Here is a 16,952-nt window from a genome sequence, read left to right on the forward strand (position 1 = left end):
CCAGCAGCGCCTGAGGAGGTCCTGTGCGGCGCGCCCGCGCGGGCTCTCCCGCGCACCGCGCGTGGACTACAGCGCGGTCAGCACCGCGGCCACGCCGCCGTCCTGCACGCTGCCGGTCACTTCGCCCGCGGCATCCCGGACCTCTTGCGGACCCTGCGCCATCGCGACCGCGCGGCCACCGCCCCGCCTCGCCCACTCGAACATGCCGATGTCGTTGCGTCCGTCGCCCATCACGAGGACCTGCGACCCGTCGATGCCGAGGAGCTCGCGCACCCGCTCGAGCGCGGTGCCCTTGTCGACGCCCTGCGGGGCGATGTCCAGCCACGCGGTCCAGCCGACCGCGTAGGAGACCTCGTTCAGCCCGATGCGTTCGACGAGCTCGACGAAGTCCGCCTCGCTGTCACCCGGCGAGACCACGACGACGCGGCAGACCGGCATCGCGCTCAGGTCGGCGAACGGCACGCGGGTGGCGTTCGCGAGATTCCAGTCGCCGAGGTGCTCGGTGTACAGGCGATGCCCGTCGGCGAGCTCGACCATGTACTTCGCGTCGGGGAGGTGTGCGCCCAGCAGCGCCAGCACCTCGGCGGGATCGAACGTCTCGATGTGGAAGCGCTCGTACTCGCCGTCGGCGTTCGCACGGAGGGTGACCGCGCCGTTGGAGCACACGACGAACTCGGGGCTGAGCCCGAGGGCGTGCAGGATCTCCTCCGTACCCTCCCAGCTGCGCCCGGTCGCGAGCATGACCTCGGTACCGGCCTTCTCGGCGGCACGGACGGCGTCCACGACACCGGGGCTCATGGTCTCGTCCTCGAGGATCACCGTGCCGTCGATGTCGAGGACGACCAGGCGCCGCTCGGCCGAGCCGGCTGCCGTCACGCGGTGGGCTCCATGACCTCGAGGCCGCCGAGGTACGGCCGCAGCACCTCGGGCACGACCACCGAACCGTCGGCCCGCTGATGCGTCTCCAGGAGCGCGACGATCCAGCGCGTCGTCGCGAGCGTGCCGTTCAGCGTCGCGACGGGCTGGGTCTTGCCCGCGGCGCCGTCCTCGAGTGCCGGACGGTGACGGATGCCGAGCCGGCGCGCCTGGTACGTCGTGCAGTTCGACGTCGAGGTCAGCTCGCGGTACGCACCCTGCGTCGGCACCCATGCCTCGACGTCGTACTTGCGCGCGGCGCTCGATCCGAGGTCGCCGGCGGCGACGTCGATCACCCGGTAGCTGAGGCCCAGGCTCTGCAGCATCTGCTCCTGCAGCTCGACGAGCCGCAGGTGCTCGGCCTCGGCATCCGCCACCGTCGTGTGGACGAACATCTCGAGCTTGTTGAACTGGTGCACGCGGATGATGCCGCGGGTGTCCTTGCCGTAGGAGCCCGCCTCACGGCGGTAGCAGGTCGACCATCCGGCGTACCGCTTCGGACCACTCGACAGGTCGAGGATCTCGTCCATGTGGTAGCCCGCGAGCGGCACTTCGCTCGTGCCGACGAGGTAGAGGTCGTCCTCGTCGAGGTGGTAGATCTCGTCGGCGTGCTCGCCGAGGAAGCCGGTCCCGCGCATGACCTCGGGACGCACGAGCGTCGGCGGGATGAGCGGGACGAACCCCGCCTGGAGCGCGCGGTCGAGGGCGAGCGTCATGAGCGCGAGCTCGAGGCGGGCACCGATGCCCTTGAGGAAGTAGAACCGGCTGCCCGAGACCTTCGTGCCGCGCTCCATGTCGATCGCGTCCAGCAGCTCGCCGAGCTCGAGGTGGTCTCGGGGTTCGAAGTCGAACGTCGGGATCTCACCGTGCGTGCGCAGCGTGACGAAGTTCTCCTCACCCCCGGCCGGCACCCCGTCGATCACGATGTTCTCGATCTTCGCGAGTGCCGCATCCGCCGCCTGCTCGGCCGCGTTGAGGGTCTGCTGGGCGGCCTTGACACCGTCGCTCAGCGCCTTGGCCTCCGCCACGAGCGCCGCCTTCTCCTCCTTCGGCGCCTGCGCGACACGCTTGCCGTGCGCGTTCTGCGCGGCACGCAGCTCCTCGAAGGCGGTGAGCGCGGCCCGGCGGTCGCGATCAGCGGCGAGGGCCGCGTCGACGGATTCGCGCGAGTGGCCTCGAGCCTCCTGTGAGCGCACGACCAGCTCGGGATTCTCGCGGAGAAGCGTCAGATCGATCACCCGGCCAAGTCTATAGAGGGGCATCCGGCGAACGATCGGCGGCTCGGAGCCCTGGGCCCGTCGGGAGCCGCGGCCCTTGCCGACTATCGTGTGAGCATGACCGAGCCCGCCGCCCGCCACGCGGCGCTCGTGTACAACCCCGTGAAGGCCGACGGCAAGGCCCTCCGCGCCACCGTCGCGCGGCTCTCCGCCGCTGCGGGCTGGGGTGCGCCGCTGTTCTTCGAGACCACGATCCAGGATCTCGGCGCCGGAGTCACGCGGCAGGCCCTGGAGGCGGGCGCGGATGCCGTCCTCGTCGCGGGCGGCGACGGCACGGTGCGCGCGGTCGTCGAGGCGATGAGCGAGAGCGGCGTGCCCCTCACGATCGTCCCGAGCGGCACCGGCAACCTCCTCGCCCGCAACCTGCTGCTGCCGCTGACGGATGCCGCCGCCATGGTGCAGGCGACGTTCGACGGCGATCGCATCGGCGTCGACGTGGGGTTCGCGGCGATCCGGCGGCAGGACGGCACGAGCGAGGAGCGCGCGTTCGTCGTCATGGGCGGCATGGGACTGGACGCCGCGATGATCGCGAACACGAGCGGGGACCTCAAGAAGCGCGTCGGCTGGATCGCGTACGTCGACGGCGCGGCGCGCTCGCTCGCGGGCGCGAAGCCCTTCCGGATCGCCTATCAGGTCGCGGGCAGGCGCCTGCACTCGGCGAAGGTGCAGTCGATCCTGATCGCGAACTGCGGATCGCTTCCGGCCGGCCTGGAACTCATCCCCTCGGCATCCGTCTCGGACGGCGAACTGGACATCGCGATCTTCCAGCCGAAGAACGCACTCGGCTGGATCCTGGTCTGGCGCCGCGTCGCGTGGGACAACAGCGTGCTGCGGCGGTTCCGCGCCGGCCGGCAGGTGCTGGCCCTGCGTACGGAGGACAACTCGGTGCTGTACGCGCACGGCACCGGCTTGGACGTCGCGAGCGAGACGCCGCAGCCGGTGCAGCTGGACGGCGATGAGTTCGGCACGGCCGTGCGGCTGCGCGCGCGGGTCGTCCCCGGCGGACTGATCACCGTGGTGCCGAAGGGGCACGACACCTCGCGGCTCTGACCCCGATCAGGTTCCCGGGGTGGCCGCATCCGGTGCGACGACCTCCGCGACCGCGGTGAAGAGCGGATTGGCGATGTTGGCGATCAGCGGCGCACCGCTGACCGGGTCGTACGCCTCGTCCGCGTACGTCGCCGCGATCGCGATCGTGATGTCGTCCGCGGGAAGGTGGGCGGCGACACCGGCGAAGCCGTGATACTGCGGGTTCTGCAGCAGCCAGTCGCCGGACAGCACGATGCCGAACCCGTACGTGTAGAACTCGTTCTGCACGAAACACGTGTTCGGGCACGCCGGCAGCGCCGTCGTCTTTCCGCGCAGCGTCGGTGCGATCATCCGCTCGTACGACTCATCGCTGATGAGCTCGCCGCGGCCGACGGCCCGGGCGATGGTGGCCATGTCCGTGATGTCGGTGTTCTGCACGAGTCCGGGACCGAGCGACCACGACGGGTTCCAGTACGTGGAGTCCTCGATGAAGGGCCGGTCCGCGGGGATGCCGAGATACTCGCGCCGTTCGCTGTCGAACGCGTGGAGCACCGGCGTCAGGATCTCCGGTGTTCCGGGATCGGCCGTCTCGGTCATCCCCAGCGGGTCCAGGATGCGGTCCTGGATCTCGGTCGCCAGCGGCCGTCCGGTGATCTCCTGCAGCGCGAGTGAGAGCAGCACGTAGTTGGTGTGGGCGTAATCCCAATTGGTGCCCGGTTCGTACAGGAGAGGCTGGTCGGTGCCGTACGTGTAGAGCTCCTGCGGCGTCCACTGGCGGAACGGGTCGCGGGTGAACTCCTCGATGAAGGAGGCGTCCTGCACGTAGTCGGCGTAGCCGGATGTCATCTGGGCGAGCTGCCCGAGGGTGACCTGATCCGCGTGGGGGACGTCGGGCAGCCACTGGTCGATCGTGTCGTCGAGGCTCACGGTGCCGTCGTCGACGAGCTGGAACAGCACGGTCGCCGCCTGAGGGATCGATACGGCGCCGCTGCGGAAGTGCAGGTCCGTCGTCGCCGGCACCCCGGGCATCGATTCCCCCCACGCCTGCGTGACGACGACCTGATCGCCGCGGAGGACCCGGACGATCGCGGCGCGGACGTGCGCGTCTGCCATCGTCCGCTCGACGGCGTCTTGGATCGCCGCGACCTCGCCGCCATCGGCGGACACCGCCGGGGTGGCCGCCGTCGGGCTCGCTTCGGGCGCGGGCGCCGTGCACCCGGACATGATGACGGCAAGACACAGCGCCGCTCCCGCGAGAGCTCGCTTCGTCGTGTGCATGAGCGCCCCTGCCCCCGGCCCGATCCCCAGGTGGTCAGCGTATCCCGTGGCCGTGTCAAGCCCGGCGCGAACGGGCCGGGGGGCGCCGTGGCGCGGTTACGATCCGAGGATGACTGCGCCCTCGATCGTCTGGTTCCGCGACGACCTGCGTCTGGCCGACAACCCGGCCCTCCGCGCCGCGATAAATCGGGACGAGCCGATCATCGCGCTGTACGTCTTCGACGAGGAGTCCGACGGCGTCCGGCCCCTCGGCGGCGCCGCGAAGTGGTGGCTGCACGGCTCGCTCGCGTCTCTCGGCGAGCGCCTCGCCGAGCGGGGGGGAGCGCTCGTGCTGCGCCGCGGCCCCGCGGGGCGGGTCATCCGCGACGTCGTGAAGGAGTCCGGTGCGGGAGCGGTGTTCTGGAATCGTCGGTACGGCGGCGCGGAGCGGGCGATCGACGCCGACCTGAAGGACGGCCTGCGCGAGGACGGGCTCACGGTGGAATCCTCCGCGGGCTCCCTGCTGTTCGAGCCGTGGACCGTGACCACGGGTGCCGGCACCCCGTACGCCGTGTTCACCCCGTTCTGGCGGGCGTGCCAGGCGATGCCCGCGCCGCGGGCGCCCCTCCCCGAGCCGCGCGAGGTGCCGGCGCCCGGCCGGACACCGAAGAGCGACGACCTCGACGATTGGGAGCTGCTGCCGACGAAGCCCGACTGGGCGGCGGGTCTGCGTGAGACCTGGGAGCCGGGCGAGCGGGCGGCGCGGGCGCGGCTGCGCGAATTCCTCGCCGAGGACCTGGGCTCGTACGACGACTCGCGCGACGAGCCGTCCACCGGCTCGACCTCCCGGCTCTCGCCGCGCCTGCGGTGGGGCGAGATCAGCCCGTACCAGGTGTGGCACGAGACGGCGGAGGCCCGCGGCACCGGGGCGAAGGCCGCGTCCGCGGGGCGGTTCCTCTCCGAGATCGGCTGGCGCGAGTTCGCCGCGCACACGCTGTTCCACTTCCCGGATCTCGCGACGAAGAACCTGCGGTCCGAGTTCGACGCGTTCCCCTGGCCGCGGCTCAAGCCCACGCAGCTCGAAGCCTGGCAGAAGGGGAAGACCGGCATCCCCCTCGTCGACGCCGGAATGCGCGAACTCTGGCACACCGGGATCATGCACAACCGGATCCGGATGGTCACCGCGTCCTTTCTCATCAAGAACCTGCTGATCGACTGGCGGCGGGGCGAGGAGTGGTTCTGGGACACGCTCGTCGACGCCGACGGCGCCTCGAACCCGTTCAACTGGCAGTGGGTCGCGGGCTCGGGCGCCGATGCGGCGCCGTACTTCCGCGTGTTCAACCCCGAGTTGCAGGCCAAGAAGTTCGACCCGCGCGCGCTGTACATCCGGCAGTGGGCGCCGGAGTACTCGAACGGGGAGGCGACCGAGGACGCGATCGTGGAGCTCGGCGAGACCCGCAAGCGCGCACTCGCCGCCTATGAGGAGATGCGCCGCACCCCGCGGAGCTGAGTCCGGCAGGCGTTGCGCGCGACCGCAGTGAAAGCGCGGGGTGAATCGAGCGGTTCGGGCCCCGATCGGCAGCCGAAGTGCCGATTTCTCCCCGTGCTTTCACGCACCGCGCCGGACACCTGCCTCGCATAGGCGGAGCCGCCGGAATAGCCGCCCGCGCCGGCCGGTTGTGCCCTGAGATGTCCTCACCCGCGCTTCCCGCCCTGTCCGTCCTCGACCTCGTTCCGGTGCGCACCGCGCAGACCAGTTCGGAGGCGATCGCGTCCTCGCTCGATCTGGTGCAGCGCGCCGATGAGCTCGGCTACCGCCGCTACTGGTTCGCCGAGCACCACAACATGCCGGCCGTGGCCTCGACGACCCCGCCCGTGCTGATCGCGGCGGCAGCCGCTCGCAGCACGCGCATCCGCGTCGGATCCGGCGGAGTGATGCTCCCCAACCACGCACCGCTCGTCGTCGCCGAGCAGTTCGCCGCACTCGAGGCGCTCGCGCCGGGCCGCATCGACCTCGGCATCGGCCGGGCGCCGGGCAGCGACCCCGTGATCACGCAGCTCCTGCGCATGGCCGGCACGACCTCGGATGTCGAGCGCTTCCCCGAGCACGTGCGCGACATCCGCGGGCTCCTCTCCGGCGACGGCGCGACCGTGCGCTTCACGAGCGGCGGCACGTACGACGTGCACGCCACCCCCGCGGCGACGACCGTGCCCGAGGTGTGGCTGCTGGGCTCGAGCGATTACTCGGCCCAGCTGGCGGCATCCCTGGGTCTGCCCTACGTCTTCGCCAACCACTTCTCCGGCGAGGGGTTGGAGCGCGCGCTCGATCTGTACCGCACCGGCTACCGGCCGTCCGAGGAGCACCCCGAACCGGTGACGTTCCTCACGATCAACGCGGTCGCCGCGCCCACCGCCGAGGAAGCGGAGGCCCGCGCCCTTCCGCAGCTGCGGATGATGGCGCGCCTGCGCACCGGCAAGCCGCTCACCGCGCTCGAGACCGTGGAGCAGGCACGGTCCGCCCTCGCGGCCGAGGGCGATGTCCAGGCCGAAGGCATCATGGCCGCCGCCCGTCGGCGGTGGCTCGTCGGCAGCGGCGAAGACGTGCGCACCGGGCTCACCGAGTTCGCCACGCGGCACGGGGTCGACGAGGTCATGATCTCGCCCGTCGCGGGCGCGTTCGACGGCGAGCCGATGGATGCCGCGCTCGCCCGCCGGCAGACGCTCGAGCTGCTCGCGGCCTGACGGCCGGCGGCGGCCCGGCTACCAGGAGATCAGCTGCCGAGGCGTGATCTCGATCACCACGCTGTAGCGGGCGGCCATCTGCGGGAGCGTGAGATTCAGACCCGCCAGTCCGCCGCGATACTTGCGCGCGTAGTCCTCACCCACCGACTCGAGCCACTCGCTCGTCGGCTGCGCCGACAGCTCGGCGGTCCCCCGCAGCACGGTCAGCTGCTCGTGATCGTCGCCCGCCTCCAGGTGGAAAGCGACGCGCGGGTCGTGGCGGATGTTGCGCACCTTCGCGGTGGCCGGCTCGCTGAAGATGAGCGCGCGACCGTCGCGCCAGAGGAACCAGATCGGAACGGCGTGCGGATACCCGTCGCGTCCGGTCGTGGCGAGCCACCCGATCTGCTCGGAATCCAGGCGGGTGAGCGCGCGGGCGTGCACCTCATCGGCGGGATCGAAGACGAAGGGAGCATCGGAGATGGGCATCGTCACACCTCCGGTTCACCGCTGACCAGGGCCCGCAGCCAGTCCCGCGCCTCGACGAAGACGTCGTCGGAGTAGCGCTCGGGGTAGCGCACGATCGCGCGGTCGGCGCGCGGGTACGAGCCCAGGAAGATCACCTTCGGGCTGAAACGACGCAGGCCGAGAAGGGCGTCCGCCATGCGCTCGTCCTCGATGTGCCCGTCGGCGTCGATCACGAAGCGGTACCGGCCGAGGGCGTCGCCGATCGGGCGGGAGGCCAGGAGCGAGAGGTTGATGCCGCGCGTGGCGAACTGCTCGAGCATCTCCAGCAGCGCGCCGGGGTGGTCTTCGGGCAGCTCCGCGATCAGCGAGGTCTTGTCGGCGCCGGTCGGGGCCGGCGGAGCGGTCGTTCGGGCGACGAGCACGAACCGGGTGACCGCCTCGGGGTTGTCGCCGATCTTCTCGGCGAGCAGCTCGAGTTCGTGGTGCTCGAGGATTCCGGGGGGCGAGATGGCGGCATCCGCATCGCTCGTCCCGTCGAGAAGGCCGACCGCGCTGGCCACATTGCTCGCCGCGGGCAGGTGCGCGTGGGCGGGCAGGTTCTCGGTGAGCCACCGCAGGCATTGCGCGTAGGCGACAGGATGAGCGGCGACGAGGGAGACGTCCTCGAGCTTCGTGCCGGGTCGGGCGACGAGCACGAAGTCGACGGGGACGAGGTATTCGCCGACGATCCGCAGGCCGGGCATCGTCGCGAGGGCGTCCTGGGCGGTCGAGACGCCGCCGTCGATCGAGTTCTCGATCGCGATCATGGCGGCATCCGAACGGCCCTCGACGACGTCGGCGAGCGCTTCCCCGACGTTGCGGACCGGGCGCCACGTGTGTCCGCGCGCCTCCGGAACCTGCGCGAGCGCCGCCTCGGTGAACGTACCCGCCGGGCCCAGGTAGCTGTAGGTGCGTCGCGGCGGAGTCTCGGGCTCGGTGGTCACGGGTGTCAGCCTATCCACGTGCCGAAGTACTGCCGGGCGGGGCGGGTGGGATGAACGCCTCCCGGAATTCCGCGATCCGTGCCGGCGCCGAGTCCCACTCAGCCGTGTTTCGGCACGGTGGATGCCGGCAGACCGGTCCCGGGTCGAGGGCCGGACTCGGCACCGGGGCCGAAATCGGGGCCCGACGGCTGGGCGGCGACGCGCCGGGAGCGGAGACTGGTCACCAGCACCCCGGCGACCAGGAGCAGCCCACCGACGGCCTCGGCGATCGTCGGGATCTGCCTGAGGAGCAGTGCCGCCGAGGCCATGGCGACGACCGGCGCCAACAGCACCCACGGCACGACCGCCGCCGAGCGGTTGCGGGCGAGCAGTCCGTTGAAGATCGCGTAGCCGATGATCGTGCACAGGACGGCGGTGTACAGGGTCGACAGCACGGGCCGCCAGCCGAAAGCGGCGAGCCCCGTGCCGATCGCCGCGGGACCCTCGATCGCCAACGACAGCGCGAGGGCGGGCAGAGGGACGACGAGCGCCGACCACACCGTGAGCGAGAGCGCGCCGAACCGTCCCGAGCCGCGCACGACCCCCGCCCGCCGCGAGATCACATTGCCGATCGCCCACGAGACGGCGGCGGCGAGGGCGAGCACGACGGCGAGCGCCGGGGCGTTTCCGCCGCGACCCACCGCGACCACCGCGAGCCCGATCACGCCCACGGCGACGCCGAGCACCTGCCACACGGTCGGCCGTTCCTTCAGGACACCGGCCGCGATCACGATCGTGAAGACCGCCTGCGCCTGCAGCAGGAGCGCCGCGAGCCCGGGCTGCAGGCCGAGCGCCATCGATGTGTACAGCAGACCGAACTGCCCCAGGCTCATGAAGAGCCCGACCCCGACGATCGTCCGCCACGAGGTCGCCGGCCGCGGCACGAACACGACCGCCGCCGCGACGACGAGGAAGCGGATCGCGACGAAGAGCAGGGGCGGGATGCCGCGCATCCCCCAATCGATCACGACGAAGTTGAAGCCCCACAGGCTCGCGACGCTCGCCGCGAGGATCATATCGCGTCTGTTCACAGCTCCACTTCACCGCGCGAGACCGTGAAGGACAAGCGATGATATCTCCGCCTGATTCGGTAGCATCGCTTCATGATTGATCTGGACGCCGTCATCTCGCTCCGCGCCGTGGCCACGCAGGGCAGCGTCGCGGCCGCCGCGACGGCCCTCGGGTACACCCCGTCCGCGGTGTCGCAGCAGGTCAAGCGCCTCGAGCGCGACACGGGCGTGGCTCTCCTCGAGCGCGTCGGCCGCGGCGTGGTGCTCACCGAGGCCGGCACGCGCCTCGTCGTCGCCTCCACGCCGATCCTCGCCGATGTCGAGCGGCTGCGCGCCGACCTCCAGCTCTCCGCCGCCGAGGGCGGAGTGGTCGGAGAGATCCGGATCGCCGCGTTCTCGACCGTCGTCCGCGGGCTGATCACCCCGGTGCTCGCGGAGCTCGCCGAGCGGCATCCGGATCTGCGACTGCCGCTGCGCGAGAGCGAGCCGTGGGAGACGATCGCGCTCGTCGCCTCCGGTCAGCGCGACCTCGGGGTCGTGCACCGCTGGGGCGGCGTCGCGCTCGCGATGCCCGATCATCTCGTCGCCACGCCCCTGTTCACCGATGTCGCCGACATCGTCATGCACCGCGACCACCCGCTCGCCGACCGCGACGTGCTGCATCCGGCCGACCTCGCCGCGGAGCCGTTCGTCGCCACGTTCGAGGCGACGATCTGCCGGCAGTGGCTGCGGCGCCTGTTCGACGGCGTACCGAACGCGCCACGCGTGGTGCACGAGTCCATGGAGTTCCAGAACCACCTGGAGCTCGCTCGCGCCGGTCTCGCGGTCGCGCTCGTGCCGCGCCTGGGCCGCGGTGACCTCGGGCCCGACCTCGTCGCCGTGCCGACGATCGACCCGGCCTCGACCCGCGACGTGCTGGCCGTGCATAGGCGGACGCAGGCCGACTCCCCCGCCCTTCAAGTGGCACTGGATGCCGTCGTCCACCGCGCCGCGCGTCTGTGAACGACATCCTCGGTCGCGCACCGGTCGGGACCGAGGCAGACTAGGCGCATGACTCGTGCCGGACAGCCCGCAGAAGCCTCGGACCTCATCGACATCGATGAGCTGATCAACGCCTACTACGACCGCAAGCCGGATGCCGGCATCCCCGAGCAGCGGGTGGCGTTCGGTACGAGCGGCCATCGCGGATCGTCGCTGAGCACGAGCTTCAACGAGGACCACATCCTCGCCACCACCCAGGCGATCGTGGACTACCGCACCGCGCAGGGGATCGCCGGCCCGCTGTTCCTCGGCCGTGACACGCACGGCCTGTCGCTGCCGGCCGAGCGCAGCGCGATCGAGGTGCTCGTCGCGAACGGCGTCGATGTGCGCGTCGACGCGCGCGACTCGTGGGTTCCGACCCCGGCGCTCAGCCACGCGATCCTCGCGTACAACCGCGGGCGGGCACTGGATGACCCCGGTCGCTCGGACGGCATCGTGGTGACCCCGAGCCACAACCCGCCGCGCGACGGCGGCTTCAAGTACAACCCGCCGAACGGCGGCCCCGCCGACACCGACGCGACCGGCTGGATCGCGAACCGCGCGAACGAGCTCATCGCCGGCGGACTTGCGGGCGTGCGCCGCACCCCGTTCAAGGACATCGACGCCGACGCGCTCGGCGAGTACGACTTCCGCGAGGCGTACGTCCGCGACCTCGAGAACATCATCGACATCGAGGCGATCAAGAAGGCCGGCGTCCGCATCGGCGCGGACCCTCTCGGCGGCGCGTCCGTGGAGTACTGGGCGCTCATCGCCGAGCATTACGGGCTCGACCTCACCGTGGTGAACCCGGACGTCGATCCGACCTGGAAGTTCATGACGCTCGACTGGGACGAGAAGATCCGCATGGATCCCTCCTCGCCGAGCGCGATGGCCTCCCTCGTCGCGAAGCGCCACGACTACGACATCCTCACCGGGAACGACGCGGATGCCGACCGCCACGGCATCGTCACCCCGGACGCCGGGCTGATGAACCCCAACCGCTACCTCGCCGTCGCGATCGACTACCTGTATGCGCACCGCCCGGGGTGGCCCGCGGATGCCGCCGTGGGCAAGACCCTGGTGAGCTCGATGATCATCGACCGGGTGGCGGAGTCGCTCGGCCGCACGCTCCTGGAGGTGCCGGTCGGCTTCAAGTGGTTCGTCCCGGGCCTGCTCGACGGCTCGGTCGCGTTCGGTGGCGAGGAGTCCGCCGGCGCGTCCTTCCTCCGGTTCGACGGAACCGTGTGGACGACCGACAAGGACGGCATCCTGCTGTGCCTGCTGGCCGCCGAGATCCTGGCGGTGACGGGCAAGACCCCGTCGCAGCGCTACAGCGAACTCGAGGACACGTTCGGCTCGTCCGCGTACCAGCGGGTCGACGCCCCCGCCTCGCCGGCGCAGAAGGCCGCGCTCGCGAAGCTCGCACCCGAGGCGGTGACCGCGACCGAGCTCTCCGGCGAGCCGATCACCGCGAAGCTCTCGCACGCGCCGGGCAACGGTGCGGCGATCGGGGGCCTCAAGGTCCAGACCGAGCACGCGTGGTTCGCGGCGCGCCCCTCGGGCACGGAGGACGTGTACAAGCTGTACGCCGAGTCGCTGCGCGGCGAGGACCACTTGCGCGAAGTGCAGGAGGAGGCCCGCGCGGTCGTCGCGGAGGCGCTCGGCGGGGCCTGAGCCGTCGGCGGCTGTGCCGGCTAACCGCGCGCGAGCGCGGCGCCGGCCGCCCGCAGCCACCGCGCCGGATCCGCGAGCGCCGCATCGGCACTGCCGGCCAGCTCGGTGAGCGACACGGCGTGCGCGAATGCCGAGGTGTCGGCATCCGCGGTGATCCGGCCGGCGACGAGGGCGACCGGCACACCCGCGGCTGCGGCGAGCGCGCCGACGTGCGTGGGAGCCTTCCCGGCGGCGGACTGACCGTCGAAAGATCCCTCGCCGGTCACGACGACGGATGCCGCGGCCAGAGCCTCCGGCAGGCCGATGAGTCCGGCGACCTCGGCGGCACCCGGCACCAGTCGAGCGCCCCAGGCGCGGAGGGCGAAGCCGACGCCGCCCGCGGCTCCGGCTCCGGGGGTGTCGGTGTCGGCGGGGAGGAGCTCCGCGAGCCGGCGCAGACCCGCGTCGGCCCGGATCACCGCGCTCTGGCCGAGACCCTTCTGGGGCCCGAACACGGCGGCCGCGCCGAACGCACCCAGGAGCGGGTTCGTCACATCGCTCAGGACGAGGGCACCGCCGCCGGGCAGAGCCCGCAGTGCGGTGAGATCGGCCGCGACCAGGGCGTCCAGTCCGCGGGCGCCGAGCGGGATCGCCTGGCCGGCGGCATCCGTGAATCGCGCGCCGAGGGCGGTGAGCACGCCCATGCCGCCGTCGGTGGACGCGCTGCTGCCGATGCCCAGCACGAGCCGCGAGACGCCGTGATCGAGCGCCGCGGCGATCGCCTGACCGAAGCCGAGCGAGTGCGCGTCGAGCGGGAGCAGCGCCGAGCCGAGCAGCTCGATCCCGGACGTGGACGCGAGTTCGACGACGGCGGTGCCGCGCGGCGCGTCGTCGGTGGGCGGGAGGAGCAGCCAGGATGCGGCGAGCGGGCGCCCGTGCGGACCCGTCACGGTCACCGGCACACGGGTGGCGTCGGGGATCGCCGCGGCGAACGCGTCGAGGGTCCCCTCGCCACCGTCGGCCATCGGACGCGGCACGATGGCGGTGTCGGGATCGACCGAGCGCCACCCCTCGGCGAGCGCGGCCGCGGCCGCCGCGGCGGCGATCGACCCCTTGAAGCTGTCGGGGGCGAGCACGACGGTCATCGCCCCGGCCCCGTGCTCTCCCGCACCACGAGTCGGGTCGGCACCGTCTCGCGCACGCCGGGATCGCCATCGATCTCGCCGATGAGCGCGTCGACCGCCCGCTCCCCGAGAGCATCGAAGTCCTGTCGCACCGTGGTCAGCGGAGGCAGGTAGTCGGCGGCATCCGCGATGTCGTCGAAGCCCACGACCGAGACGTCACCGGGCACGGCGCGGCCCGCTTCGGCCAGAGCCCGCAGGAGCCCGAGGGCCATCTGGTCGTTCGCCGCGAAGACCGCCGAGACATCGGGGCGCTCGGCGAGCGTTCGGCCCTGTCGATGGCCGGATGCCGAGGTCCAGTCACCGTGCACGACCGGCGGCACGACGAGCCCGGCGCCTTCCAGCGCCGCACGCCAGCCGCGCTCACGCTCGGCGGCGGCATACGAGTCCGCGGGTCCGGCGAGGTGCCACACCGTGGGATGTCCGAGGTCGAGCAAGTGGGTGGTCGCGGCGCGCGCACCCGCGTCGTGATCGGACTGCACGACGCCGAACCTGTCGTCGTCGGGCGAGTCGACGACCACGAGCTGGAGCCCGGACGGCGACGCGGCGCCGCGGGCGGCGGCGGTCGCCTCGTTCAGCACGATCGCGCCGTCCACGCCCTGGTCGCGCAGGTGGTCGAACGCGGCGCCGAGGGCGTCGGCATCGGCGGCGGTCACGACGGTCAGTGCGTAGCCGCGACGGGAGGCGGCATCCGCGACGGCCTGCAGCATGCGCGAGTTGCCCACGGAGGCGAGCGTCGAGACCACGAGGCCGATCGTGTGGCTGCGGCCGGTGCGCAGGGCGCGGGCTGCGCGGTGCGGGCGATAGCCGAGGCGGGCCATCGCCGACTCGACGCGCTGCCGGGTCGCCGGGTCGACGCGCGGACTCTCGTTCACGACGCGCGACACCGTCTGGCCCGACACCCCCGCGAGCAGGGCGACGTCGCGCATCGAGACCCGCTTCTCGGCTGTCATGCGCCCTCCCCGTGCAGAACTCCGCAGATCCGTTCCGTGTTGACGTTATCACGGCCTCTCTGTTACCGTGTTGACGTGAACATGACGGAGTTTCGCACAGAGCACCTCGGCGCCGGCGTCGTGAAGCGACCCACCCGCCTGGCCGACGGCCGCGAACTGATCTACTTCGACGACCCGGGCACCACCCTGGGCCCCGAGCGCAACGTCGACACTCGCACGCTCGATCCGCGCGGAGAGACCGCGACCATGCGTCGTGACGTGCTGACCGGCGACTGGATCTCGGTCGCCGCGGCCCGCCAGAACCGCGCGTTCCTGCCGCCCGCCGAGCTCGACCCGCTCGCCCCGCAGACGCCGACCAACCCCTCCGAGATCCCCTCGCGATACGACGTCGCGGTGTTCGAGAACCGCTCGCCGTCCTTCGGGCCGGCGCTCGCCGAGGCTCATGGCGACGCGCCCGCCGCGGTCGACCCGCCGACCGGCCTCGACGACCTCGACGCGCCGGGCCTCGGCCGCACGCGCACGAGCGTGGGCCGGTGCGAGGTCGTGTGCTTCAGTCCGGAGCACGAGGGCTCGTTCGGCACGCTGAGCCCCACCCGCGCCCGCACGGTCATCGAGGCCTGGGCGGACCGCACCGCCGCCCTCGCGGCGCTGCCCGGCGTCCAGCAGGTGTTCCCGTTCGAGAACCGCGGCGAGGCGATCGGGGTCACCCTCCCCCATCCGCACGGCCAGATCTATGCGTATCCGTACGTCACGCCGCGCACGCAGCGGCTGCTCGCTCAGCTCGACCGCGAGGGCGCGGATCTGTTCGAGCGCATCCTCGCGTTCGAACAGGACTCCGACCGCGTGCTTCTGCGCGGCGAGCACTGGACCGCGTTCGTCCCCTTCGCCGCACGCTGGCCGCTCGAGGTCCACCTCATGCCGCACCGGCAGGTCGCCGACATCGCCGAGACGACGGATGCCGAGCGCGACGAGCTCGCCCCGCTCTACCTCCGGCTCCTTCGTGGAGTCGACGCGCTGTACGACACGCCGACTCCGTACATCGCCGCGTGGCACCAGGCCCCCGTCGCGGTCGGCCGCGACACGGTGCGCCTGCGCCTGGAGCTCACTTCGCCCCGCCGCGCCGCGGACAAGCTCAAGTTCCTCGCCGGGTCCGAGGCCGCCATGGGCGCCTGGATCGGCGACGTCCCGCCCGAAGCCGCGGCCGCGAAACTGCGCGCCGCGATCGACTCCATCCCCGAGGTGACCCTGTGACGGATGCCGCGAACGCCGCCGACGCCCTCTTCCGGAGCCTGACCGGAGAAGCACCGATCGGCACGTGGTCCGCGCCGGGCCGCGTGAACCTCATCGGCGAGCACACCGACTACAACGACGGCTTCGTTCTGCCTTTCGCGATCCAGCAGCGGACGCATGTCGCTCTCGGCATACGCCCGGATGCCGGCATCCGGGTCGCCTCGACGTTCGCGTCCGAGCCCGTCACCGTGCCGCTCGCCGAGCTCGATGCGCTCTTCCCCGGCCGTCGCGAGACCGTGCCGGAGTGGGCGGCGTACGCGCTCGGCGTAGCGTGGGCGCTGCTGCGCGCTGCGGGCGTCAACCCCGAGAGCGTGCCCGGCGTCGACCTCGCGATCGCCTCGGACGTGCCGATCGGTGCGGGGCTGTCCTCGTCCGCCGCGATCGAGGGCGCCACCGCCACCGCGCTGAACGACACCTGGAACCTCGGGCAGGACGCGGTCGCCCTCGCCCGGATCGGCCGGACGGCCGAGAACGAGGCCGTCGGGGCGCCCACCGGGATCATGGACCAGATGGCGTCGATGCTCGGGCGCGAAGACGCCGCGATCTTCCTGGACTGCCGAACGCTCGAGACGCAGATCGTCGACCTCGGCTTCGCGGATGCCGGGCTCCAGCTCGTCGTGATCGACACCGGCGTGAAGCACTCGCACGCGACCGGCGGGTACGGCGAGCGCCGGGCGGCGTGCGAGCGCGGCGCGGCGATCATGGGCGTCGAGGCGCTGCGCGACCTCTCCGTGACGGATCTGCCCCGCGCCGAGCAGCTCATGGACGACGTCACCTTCCGTCGCGTCCGGCACGTCGTGACCGAGAACCAGCGTGTGCTCGACAGCGTGCACGCCCTCCGCACCGACGGCCCTCGCGCGATCGGCGACCTGCTCCGCGCCTCCCATGCGTCGATGCGCGACGACTTCGAGATCTCGGTGCCCGAGCTCGATACGGCCGTGGACGCGGCGATGTCGGCGGGCGCGATCGGCGCGCGCATGACCGGGGGCGGGTTCGGCGGCGCCGCGATCGCGCTCGTGGATCGAGACCGTGTGGACGATGTGCGGAATGCCGCAATCGACGCATTCTCGGCATCCGGCTTCACCGCACCCACGGTCTTCACCGTCGTCCCCTCAGCCGGCGCGGGCCGGGAGTCCTAACGGGTCCGCGGAGCGAC

General features: G+C 72.0%; 15 protein-coding genes. 7 read left to right on the forward strand and 8 right to left on the reverse strand.

Going from position 1 to position 16,952, the window contains the following annotated elements; translation table 11 throughout:
- Nucleotides 1-66: 66 nt before the first annotated feature.
- A complete protein-coding gene (locus tag AB0P18_RS00370; RefSeq protein WP_363358433.1) occupies nt 67-876 on the reverse strand; it encodes an HAD hydrolase family protein in 810 nt (269 codons plus the stop codon).
- A complete protein-coding gene (gene serS / locus AB0P18_RS00375; RefSeq protein WP_344056070.1) occupies nt 873-2,153 on the reverse strand; it encodes a serine--tRNA ligase in 1,281 nt (426 codons plus the stop codon). Before serS ends, AB0P18_RS00370 begins: the two co-directional genes overlap by 4 nt.
- Before the next feature lie 96 nt (nt 2,154-2,249).
- Between serS and AB0P18_RS00380 the strand changes: the two genes are divergently transcribed.
- Nucleotides 2,250-3,242, forward strand: coding sequence for a diacylglycerol kinase family protein (locus AB0P18_RS00380; protein WP_344056069.1), 993 nt, complete (start codon nt 2,250-2,252; stop codon nt 3,240-3,242).
- Between the two features lie 6 nt (nt 3,243-3,248).
- Here the strand turns inward: AB0P18_RS00380 and AB0P18_RS00385 are convergent, their stop codons facing one another.
- On the reverse strand, nt 3,249-4,499 hold the full coding sequence (locus AB0P18_RS00385; RefSeq protein WP_363358434.1) for a serine hydrolase domain-containing protein: 1,251 nt from the start codon (nt 4,497-4,499) through the stop codon (nt 3,249-3,251).
- 109 nt (nt 4,500-4,608) lie between these two features.
- Here AB0P18_RS00385 and AB0P18_RS00390 point away from each other — a divergent pair, with 109 nt between their 5' ends.
- On the forward strand, nt 4,609-5,988 hold the full coding sequence (locus AB0P18_RS00390; protein ID WP_363358435.1) for a deoxyribodipyrimidine photo-lyase: 1,380 nt from the start codon (nt 4,609-4,611) through the stop codon (nt 5,986-5,988).
- A gap of 179 nt (nt 5,989-6,167) precedes the next feature.
- The gene (locus AB0P18_RS00395) at nt 6,168-7,220 is read left to right on the forward strand and encodes an LLM class flavin-dependent oxidoreductase (RefSeq protein WP_363358436.1); all 1,053 of its coding nucleotides are present in this window, start codon (nt 6,168-6,170) and stop codon (nt 7,218-7,220) included.
- An 18-nt stretch (nt 7,221-7,238) separates the two neighbouring features.
- Here AB0P18_RS00395 and AB0P18_RS00400 read toward each other — a convergent pair whose 3' ends face one another.
- The 3 genes from AB0P18_RS00400 to AB0P18_RS00410 form a co-directional block, all read right to left on the reverse strand.
- Nucleotides 7,239-7,688 carry a TIGR03618 family F420-dependent PPOX class oxidoreductase gene (locus AB0P18_RS00400; protein WP_363358437.1) on the reverse strand — a complete coding sequence of 150 codons (450 nt, stop codon included), beginning with the start codon at nt 7,686-7,688 and terminating at the stop codon, nt 7,239-7,241.
- A 2-nt stretch (nt 7,689-7,690) separates the two neighbouring features.
- On the reverse strand, nt 7,691-8,650 hold the full coding sequence (gene pheA / locus AB0P18_RS00405; protein WP_344056064.1) for a prephenate dehydratase: 960 nt from the start codon (nt 8,648-8,650) through the stop codon (nt 7,691-7,693).
- A 98-nt stretch (nt 8,651-8,748) separates the two neighbouring features.
- Entirely contained in the window at nt 8,749-9,720 is a 972-nt protein-coding gene (locus tag AB0P18_RS00410; protein WP_363358438.1) for an EamA family transporter, read from the reverse strand.
- A 72-nt stretch (nt 9,721-9,792) separates the two neighbouring features.
- Here AB0P18_RS00410 and AB0P18_RS00415 point away from each other — a divergent pair, with 72 nt between their 5' ends.
- Nucleotides 9,793-10,701 carry a LysR family transcriptional regulator gene (locus AB0P18_RS00415; protein ID WP_363358439.1) on the forward strand — a complete coding sequence of 303 codons (909 nt, stop codon included), beginning with the start codon at nt 9,793-9,795 and terminating at the stop codon, nt 10,699-10,701.
- Between the two features lie 48 nt (nt 10,702-10,749).
- On the forward strand, nt 10,750-12,393 hold the full coding sequence (pgm, locus tag AB0P18_RS00420; protein ID WP_363358440.1) for a phosphoglucomutase (alpha-D-glucose-1,6-bisphosphate-dependent): 1,644 nt from the start codon (nt 10,750-10,752) through the stop codon (nt 12,391-12,393).
- A gap of 20 nt (nt 12,394-12,413) precedes the next feature.
- Here pgm and AB0P18_RS00425 read toward each other — a convergent pair whose 3' ends face one another.
- Nucleotides 12,414-13,517 (reverse strand): glycerate kinase, encoded by a 1,104-nt coding sequence (locus AB0P18_RS00425; protein ID WP_363358441.1) that lies wholly within the window; start codon nt 13,515-13,517, stop codon nt 12,414-12,416.
- Complete coding sequence (locus AB0P18_RS00430; RefSeq protein WP_363358442.1) at nt 13,514-14,506, reverse strand: LacI family DNA-binding transcriptional regulator; 993 nt, start codon at nt 14,504-14,506, stop codon at nt 13,514-13,516. Before AB0P18_RS00430 ends, AB0P18_RS00425 begins: the two co-directional genes overlap by 4 nt.
- A gap of 81 nt (nt 14,507-14,587) precedes the next feature.
- Here AB0P18_RS00430 and galT point away from each other — a divergent pair, with 81 nt between their 5' ends.
- Nucleotides 14,588-15,757, forward strand: coding sequence for a galactose-1-phosphate uridylyltransferase (gene galT / locus AB0P18_RS00435; protein ID WP_363359093.1), 1,170 nt, complete (start codon nt 14,588-14,590; stop codon nt 15,755-15,757).
- The gene (gene galK / locus AB0P18_RS00440) at nt 15,754-16,935 is read left to right on the forward strand and encodes a galactokinase (protein ID WP_363358443.1); all 1,182 of its coding nucleotides are present in this window, start codon (nt 15,754-15,756) and stop codon (nt 16,933-16,935) included. Before galT ends, galK begins: the two co-directional genes overlap by 4 nt.
- Nucleotides 16,936-16,952 lie beyond the last annotated feature (17 nt).

Origin of the sequence: Microbacterium sp. NPDC064584, assembly GCF_040687315.1 — a bacterium.
GTDB classification, from domain to species: domain Bacteria; phylum Actinomycetota; class Actinomycetes; order Actinomycetales; family Microbacteriaceae; genus Microbacterium; species Microbacterium lacus.

What these genes read in the sequence shown, in the direction of transcription:
- AB0P18_RS00380 (WP_344056069.1), top strand. Translation starts at nt 2,250, where the DNA reads ATGACCGAGCCCGCCGCCCGCCACGCGGCGCTCGTGTACAACCCCGTG.
- AB0P18_RS00385 (WP_363358434.1), bottom strand. Translation starts at nt 4,499, where the DNA reads ATGCACACGACGAAGCGAGCTCTCGCGGGAGCGGCGCTGTGTCTTGCC.
- AB0P18_RS00390 (WP_363358435.1), top strand. Translation starts at nt 4,609, where the DNA reads ATGACTGCGCCCTCGATCGTCTGGTTCCGCGACGACCTGCGTCTGGCC.
- AB0P18_RS00395 (WP_363358436.1), top strand. Translation starts at nt 6,168, where the DNA reads ATGTCCTCACCCGCGCTTCCCGCCCTGTCCGTCCTCGACCTCGTTCCG.
- AB0P18_RS00400 (WP_363358437.1), bottom strand. Translation starts at nt 7,688, where the DNA reads ATGCCCATCTCCGATGCTCCCTTCGTCTTCGATCCCGCCGATGAGGTG.
- AB0P18_RS00415 (WP_363358439.1), top strand. Translation starts at nt 9,793, where the DNA reads ATGATTGATCTGGACGCCGTCATCTCGCTCCGCGCCGTGGCCACGCAG.
- pgm (WP_363358440.1), top strand. Translation starts at nt 10,750, where the DNA reads ATGACTCGTGCCGGACAGCCCGCAGAAGCCTCGGACCTCATCGACATC.
- AB0P18_RS00425 (WP_363358441.1), bottom strand. Translation starts at nt 13,517, where the DNA reads ATGACCGTCGTGCTCGCCCCCGACAGCTTCAAGGGGTCGATCGCCGCC.
- AB0P18_RS00430 (WP_363358442.1), bottom strand. Translation starts at nt 14,506, where the DNA reads ATGACAGCCGAGAAGCGGGTCTCGATGCGCGACGTCGCCCTGCTCGCG.
- galT (WP_363359093.1), top strand. Translation starts at nt 14,588, where the DNA reads ATGACGGAGTTTCGCACAGAGCACCTCGGCGCCGGCGTCGTGAAGCGA.